Raw genomic sequence first — 6,391 nt, 5'->3', positions numbered from 1 at the left:
GGTGGAGACGGCAGAGAGGGGGGCGGGGGGGGAGAGAAGGGGGGGGGGGGGGGGGGGGGGGGGGGGGGGGGGGGGGCGCGCCTCCGCCCCCCCCCCCCCGCCGGTGCCGGAGGGGAAATCAGACGATCTTCTGGCCGGTCTTCGCCCAGTCGGCGGTGAAGGCGTCGAGCCCCTTGTCGGTCAGGACGTGGCTTGCCAGCGACTTGATCACCGCGGGCGGCGCGGTGATGACGTCGGCGCCGATCAGGGCCGCGTCCTTCACGTGGTTCACGTTGCGGATCGAGGCGGCGAGGATTTCCGTCCTGAAATCGTAGTTGTTGTAGATCGTGCGGATGTCCTGGATCAGCTCCATCCCGTCGAGCGCGAGATCGTCGAGGCGGCCGAGGAAGGGCGAGATGAAGGTCGCGCCCGCCTTTGCCGCCAGCAGCGCCTGGTTGGCCGTGAAGCAGAGCGTGACGTTGACCATGTGACCGTCCGAGGTCAGCGTCTTGCAGGCCTTGAGCCCGTCCCAGGTCAACGGCAGCTTGATCGTGATGTTGTCGGCGATCTTCGCGAGCGTCCGGCCCTCGGAGATCATCCCGTCGTAGTCGAGCGCGACGCATTCGGCGCTGACCGGCCCCGCGACCATGTCGCAGATTTCCTTGGTCACTTCCTTGATGTCGCGGCCGGACTTCAGGATAAGCGAGGGGTTCGTGGTCACGCCGTCGACCATTCCGAGATCGTTCAGCTCGCGGATCGCATCCACATCGGCGGTATCGACAAAGAATTTCATGGGAAAGGTCCTGCATTGCTGGCTTGTCTGGCCCAGTCATACTCCAGTCGGTCGGGCGCCGTAACCCCTGATGCCGGGGGCCGGCGGTGAGCGACCTGTTCTCCGAGCAGGGCGGCGACCAGCCCGGTTTCTTCCACGAGGGCGCGCTGGTCGCGGTGCTGACGACGCAGCCGCTGGACCGGTGCCTGGATTACCGCGCGCCCGAGGGGGGCTGCATGGTCGGCGCCTTCGTCGAGGTGCCGCTGGGCCCGCGCCGGGTGCTGGGCGTGGTCTGGGGGCCGGGCGAAGGCGGATACGAGCTGTCGAAGGTGCGCCCCGTGACGCGGGTGCTGGACGCCGTGCCGATGCGCGAGGAGATGCAGCAGTTCCTGAAGCGCGCGGCGGACTACACGCTCACGCCGCTGCCCGCGATGCTGCGGCTGGCGACGCGCTCTCCGGGCCTCGGCGATCCGCCGTCGATGCGGCTCGTCTACCGGCTGGGCGAGGGGGAGCCCGACCGGATGACCGATGCGCGGGCGAAGGTGCTGGAGGTGCTGCGAGACTACGGCGGGCTGGCCTTCACGCTGAAGGAACTGGCCGAGAGCGCGGGGGTCACGACGACCGTGGTCAAGGGGCTGGTGAAGCAGGGCGCGGTGCTGGAGGAGGCGAGCCCGCGGGATCTGCCCTATCCGCGGCTCGATCCGGACCTTCCGGGCAAGGCGCTGACCGAGGACCAGCAGGCGGGCGCGGCGGCGCTGGGCGCGGCGGTGGAGGCCGAACGCTATGGCACCACCCTGCTCAGGGGCGTCACCGGATCGGGCAAGACCGAGGTCTACCTGGAGGCGGTGGCGGCCTGCCTGCGGCGCGGGCGGCAGGCGCTGGTGCTCCTGCCCGAGATCGCGCTGACCTCGGAGTTCCTGACCCGGGTGGAGGAGCGGTTCGGCTGCAAGCCCGCCGAATGGCACTCCGGCGTCACCATGACCGAGCGGCGGCGCTGCTGGAAGATGGTGGGCGAGGGCGGCGCGCAGCTGGTAGTCGGTGCCCGCTCGGCCCTGTTCCTGCCGTTCCGCGACCTCGGGCTGATCGTCGTCGACGAGGAGCACGACACCTCCTACAAGCAGGAGGACGGCGTCCTTTACAACGCTCGGGATATGGCGGTGCTGCGCGCCTCGCTCTGTTCCGCCCATGTCGTGCTGGCCTCGGCCACGCCCTCGCTCGAAAGCTGGGCCAACGTGCAGGCGGGCAAGTATGCGCGGCTGGAGCTGACGTCGCGCTTCGGGGCGGCGGTGATGCCGGAGATGAAGAGCATCGACATGCGGGCGGAGGATCTGCCGGGGGGCAAGTGGATCTCGCCCGCGCTGCGCCGTGCGGTCGAGCGGCGGCTCGAAGATGGCGAGCAGTCGCTCCTGTTCCTGAACCGCCGGGGCTATGCGCCGGTGACGATCTGCCGGGCCTGCGGCCACCAGATCGGCTGCGATCACTGCGACGCGCGGATGGTCGAGCACCGCTTCCTGAAGCGGCTGGTCTGCCACCAGTGCGGCGAGAGCAAGCCGATGCCGCTGAAATGCCCCGCCTGCGAGGCTGAGGACCGCCTGTCGCCCGTCGGCCCCGGGGTCGAGCGGCTGGCCGAGGAGGCGGCGGCGCTGTTCCCGTCGGCGCGCATTGCCGTGCTGTCGTCCGACCTGTTCGGCTCGGCCCGGGCGATGAAGGCGCAGGTCGAGGCGATCGCGCAGGGCGGGGCGGACATCGTGATCGGCACGCAGCTGGTGGCGAAGGGGCACAACTTCCCGCTGCTGACGCTGGTCGGGGTGATCGACGCCGACCTCGGGCTGCAGGGCTCGGACCTGCGCGCGGCCGAGCGGACGTTCCAGCTGATGCGGCAGGTCGCCGGGCGCGCGGGGCGGGCGGATAAGCCGGGGCTGGCGCTGCTCCAGACCTACCAGCCCGAGCATCCGGTGATCCGCGCCATCCTCGCCGGCGACGAGGAGCGGTTCTGGGCCGCCGAGGCCGACGAGCGGCGCCATGCCGGGGTGCCGCCCTATGGCCGGCTTGCGGGGATCATCCTGTCCTCGCCGAACGTGCAGGAGGTGTTCGACGTCGCCGCCGACCTCGCCCGCCGCGACCAGCCGCTGCGCGCCATCGGGGCGCAGGTCTTCGGCCCCGCGCCCGCGCCGATCGCGCGGATCCGGGGGCGGCACCGGGTGCGTCTGCTGGTGAAGGCCGAAAAGGCGGCGCCGTTGCAGGGGGCGCTGGCGGCGTGGCTCGCGCAGGTGCGGCTGCCGTCATCGCTCCGCCTGTCGGTCGATATCGACCCGCAGAGCTTCTACTGAGCGGGTCTCAGCGGCGGATCACCACCGGCTCGGGCGCGTCCTGCGCCGCAGGGGCCAGCAGCGCCGCCAGCGACAGCGGCCTCGCCCAGCGGATTGCGCCGGTGGAGACCAGCGTGTAGACGAAGTAGAAGGCGAGGATGGCGAGGCGCGGCAGGTCGAAACCGGCACCGTCGGAGACCAGCATCGCCACCAGCGTCCAGACGCTGACCGCCCCGGCCCCGAGCCCCGCGCCGTGCCACATCCAGCTCCAGAGGCGGTTGCGGGGCAGTGCGCCGCGCCGCGACGCCGTGGCGGCACGCGTCCCGCGTCCGCCGCGCGGCAGACCGTGGCGCAGACCCAGCAGGACGGTCACGACCCCGCCCATGAGCTGGACGTGCAGGCCGTGGTTCGGGCCGGCCATCCACCAGAACGTGAGGGCCGCGCCGAGCGCCAGCTTCGCCGCGAGCGCCCCGCGCCCCAGCCCGGTAAGGCGGATGGCGAGGTGTGCGACCAGAAGGCAGGACAGGGCGATGACGATGAAACTCTGATCGATGGCCATGCCTGTCTCCCGGGGTGCGACATCTTGTCTGCGTCCTTCGTGGAATATCCAGAGCTTGGGGCGACAATGTGTCTGCTTTCCGGCGGGGCCGGTTCTTCACTCGGGCAACACGGCGGCGGGGCAGGGTTGCACCGCAAGGCACGAATTGCCCTCGCCAAATCCGCCGCCGCACAGTAGCGAAGGGCATGCGTATCGTCCGACTTGCCGATGCCGGATCGCTGCCGCTGTGGCGCCGCCCGATCCCGATGCTTCTGCTCATTGCCTTCGCCATGCCCATTGCCTTCTCCACCTGGTCGGCGCTGCTGAACAATTTCGTCATCGAGGCGGCGGGCTTTACCGGGGTCGAGATCGGCTGGCTGCACACGGTGCGCGAGATCCCGGGCTTCCTGGCCGTTGGCGTGATCGCCATCATCATGTTCCTGCGCGAACAGGTGCTGGGCCTCGTCGCGCTGCTGCTTCTGGGCTGCGCCACCGCCGTCACCGCCTTCTTCCCCAGCTTCGCGGGCCTGCTGACGGTGACGATGCTGTCCTCCATCGGCTTCCACTACTTCGAGACGGTGAACCAGTCGCTGCAACTCCAGTGGATCGCCAGGGACCGCGCGCCGCAGACGCTGGGCTGGATCGTCGCGGCCGGGTCGGGGGCGTCGCTTCTGGCCTACGGGCTGCTGGTCGTGACGTGGCGGGCGTTCGAGCTGTCCTACAGCACCGTCTACCTGATTTCCGGCGGCACCACGGCGCTGATCGCGCTGTTCTGCATGTTGGCCTATCCCCAGTTCGAGGCGCCCGATCCGCAGCTGAAGACCTTCGTGCTGCGCCGCCGCTACTGGCTCTACTATGCGCTCCAGTTCATGTCGGGGGCGCGGCGGCAGATCTTCACCGTCTTCGCCGCCTTCATGATGGTCGAACGCTTCGGCTTCGACGTGCACGAGGTGACGGCGCTGTTCCTCGTCAACTTCCTCGCCAACATGCTGCTGGCGCCCCTCATGGGCAAGATGGTGGCGCGCTATGGCGAGCGGCGGGCGCTGATGTTCGAGTACACCGGGCTGATCGTCGTGTTCCTGTTCTACGGCGGGATCTACTTCTTCGGCTGGGGCGTGCTGCTGGCGGCGGGGCTCTATGTCGTCGATCACCTGTTCTTCGCGCTGGCCTTCGCGCTGAAGACCTATTTCCAGAAGATCGCCGATCCGGGGGACATCGCGCCGACCGCCGCCGTGGCCTTCACCATCAACCACATCGCGGCGGTGTTCCTGCCCGCCCTTCTGGGCTATCTCTGGATCACGTCCCCGGCCGCGGTGTTCGGGCTGGCGGCGGGAATGGCCGCGACCTCGCTCGCGCTGGCGCTGATGATCCCGCGCCACCCGGTGAAGGGCAACGAGACGGTGTTCTCGGGAGCGTTGGCCGCGCCCGCGGAATAGACTGCGCAAGCCCCACGGAAAGGAGCGCCATGGCCGACCCTTCGGACCCCCGCCCCGCCGTCCTGTTCGTCTGTCTCGGCAACATCTGCCGCTCCCCACTCGCCGAGGCCGCCTTCCGCGCGGCGGCGGAACGGCACGGGGCGGACGTGCAGATCGACTCGGCCGGGACCGGGAACTGGCACGCCGGAGAGCCGCCCGATCCGAGAAGCCGGGAGATGGCGCGGCGCCACGGGCTCGACATTTCCGGGCAGCGGGCGCGGCAGGTGCGGGCGGCGGATTTCGAGGCCTTCAGCCACATCGTCGCGATGGACCACGAGAACCTCGCGGCGCTCGCGCGGATGCGTCCCGAGGGCGCGCGGGCCGAGCTTTCCCTGCTGCTCGACCATGTGCCGGGGCGCGAGGGGCAGGCGGTCGGCGACCCCTATTACGGCGGGCCCGAGGGGTTCGAACGCGCCTGGGCCGATGCCGATGCCGCGGCCGAGGGGCTGTTGCGGCGGATCGCGGGGGCGGCGTGAGCGGGGTCGGGCCCGCGGTCGCTGCGCTGCTCGGGGCCGGGGCGGCGGGCGTCCGGGCGCTATCGGGGGGCGATCTGTCGGAGGTGGCACGGGTGGCGCTGGAGGACGGGCGCAGCGTCATCGCCAAGCGCGGCGCGACGGCGCCGGCGGAGGCGGCGATGCTCGATGCGATCCGCGGGGCAGGGGTGCCGGCGCCGCAGGTGCTGGGGGTCGCGGAGGATCTGCTGGTGCTCGAGGATCTGGGGGCGGACGAGGGGCCGGGCGCGGCCTGGGGCGATCTGGGCCACGTCGTGCGGCGGCTGCACGGGGTCAGGGGCGCGCGCTATGGCTGGCCCGAGGATCACGCCTTCGGCACCGTCACGATCCCGAACGCGCCCTGCGACGACTGGCCGGGCTTCTGGGCCGAACGGCGGCTTCTGCCCTTCTGCGACCATGTCCCGGCCGACCTCGCGCGGCGGATCGGGGCACTCGCAGCGCGCCTGCCGGACCTGTTGCCACGCGATCCGGGGCCCGCGCTGCTCCACGGCGATCTCTGGGCGGGCAACGTCATGGCGCGGGGCGGCAAGGTGACGGGGCTGATCGACCCGGCCTGCTATCACGGCGATCCCGAGGTCGACCTTGCCATGCTCTGCCTCTTCGCGCGGCCTTCCCCCGCCTTCTGGGAGGCCTACGGACCCCTCGCGCCGGGGGCGGAGGAGCGGCGGGCGATATACCGGCTCTGGCCCGCGCTGGTCCACCTTCGGCTCTTCGGCGGGGGCTATCGCGGGATGGTCGAGGGGTGTCTCGACGCCGCGGGCTGAGGCTCTGGCGGCGGCAGCGGGCGGCCCCTATATCTGGGGCAA

Annotated in this window: 6 protein-coding genes; 4 read left to right on the top strand and 2 right to left on the bottom strand. The window is 70.9% G+C overall.

From position 1 onward, the window contains the following. Positions 1-118: 118 nt before the first annotated feature. Positions 119-772 carry a fructose-6-phosphate aldolase gene (gene fsa / locus A7B20_RS12000; RefSeq protein ID WP_102108819.1) on the bottom strand — a complete coding sequence of 218 codons (654 nt, stop codon included), beginning with the start codon at positions 770-772 and terminating at the stop codon, positions 119-121. An 86-nt stretch (positions 773-858) separates the two neighbouring features. On the opposite strand from fsa, the gene A7B20_RS11995 reads away from it, so the two are divergent. After that, positions 859-3,081: a primosomal protein N' gene (locus A7B20_RS11995; protein WP_245866852.1), complete on the top strand. Its 2,223-nt coding sequence runs from the start codon at positions 859-861 to the stop codon at positions 3,079-3,081. A gap of 7 nt (positions 3,082-3,088) precedes the next feature. Here A7B20_RS11995 and A7B20_RS11990 read toward each other — a convergent pair whose 3' ends face one another. Continuing rightward, on the bottom strand, positions 3,089-3,619 hold the full coding sequence (locus tag A7B20_RS11990) for a hypothetical protein (protein WP_102108818.1): 531 nt from the start codon (positions 3,617-3,619) through the stop codon (positions 3,089-3,091). Positions 3,620-3,804: 185 nt separating this feature from the next. Between A7B20_RS11990 and A7B20_RS11985 the strand changes: the two genes are divergently transcribed. From A7B20_RS11985 to A7B20_RS11975, 3 genes are read left to right on the top strand one after another with little or no spacing between them, the layout of a single operon-like run. Beyond that, a complete protein-coding gene (locus A7B20_RS11985; RefSeq protein WP_102108817.1) occupies positions 3,805-5,034 on the top strand; it encodes an MFS transporter in 1,230 nt (409 codons plus the stop codon). Positions 5,035-5,063: 29 nt separating this feature from the next. Continuing rightward, positions 5,064-5,549 (top strand): low molecular weight protein-tyrosine-phosphatase, encoded by a 486-nt coding sequence (locus tag A7B20_RS11980; RefSeq protein WP_102108816.1) that lies wholly within the window; start codon positions 5,064-5,066, stop codon positions 5,547-5,549. Further along, positions 5,546-6,349: a fructosamine kinase family protein gene (locus A7B20_RS11975; protein ID WP_102108815.1), complete on the top strand. Its 804-nt coding sequence runs from the start codon at positions 5,546-5,548 to the stop codon at positions 6,347-6,349. The genes A7B20_RS11980 and A7B20_RS11975 overlap by 4 nt, the downstream gene beginning before the upstream one ends. Positions 6,350-6,391 lie beyond the last annotated feature (42 nt).

The sequence above is a fragment of the Oceaniglobus roseus genome, from assembly GCF_002869745.1.
Lineage (GTDB): Bacteria > Pseudomonadota > Alphaproteobacteria > Rhodobacterales > Rhodobacteraceae > Oceaniglobus > Oceaniglobus roseus.
This window is presented reverse-complemented; position numbering and strand designations above follow the sequence as displayed.

Bases quoted from the DNA above. Each gene is read 5' to 3' on its own strand.
- fsa (WP_102108819.1), bottom strand. From the start codon at position 772: ATGAAATTCTTTGTCGATACCGCCGATGTGGATGCGATCCGCGAGCTG.
- A7B20_RS11990 (WP_102108818.1), bottom strand. From the start codon at position 3,619: ATGGCCATCGATCAGAGTTTCATCGTCATCGCCCTGTCCTGCCTTCTG.
- A7B20_RS11985 (WP_102108817.1), top strand. From the start codon at position 3,805: ATGCGTATCGTCCGACTTGCCGATGCCGGATCGCTGCCGCTGTGGCGC.
- A7B20_RS11980 (WP_102108816.1), top strand. From the start codon at position 5,064: ATGGCCGACCCTTCGGACCCCCGCCCCGCCGTCCTGTTCGTCTGTCTC.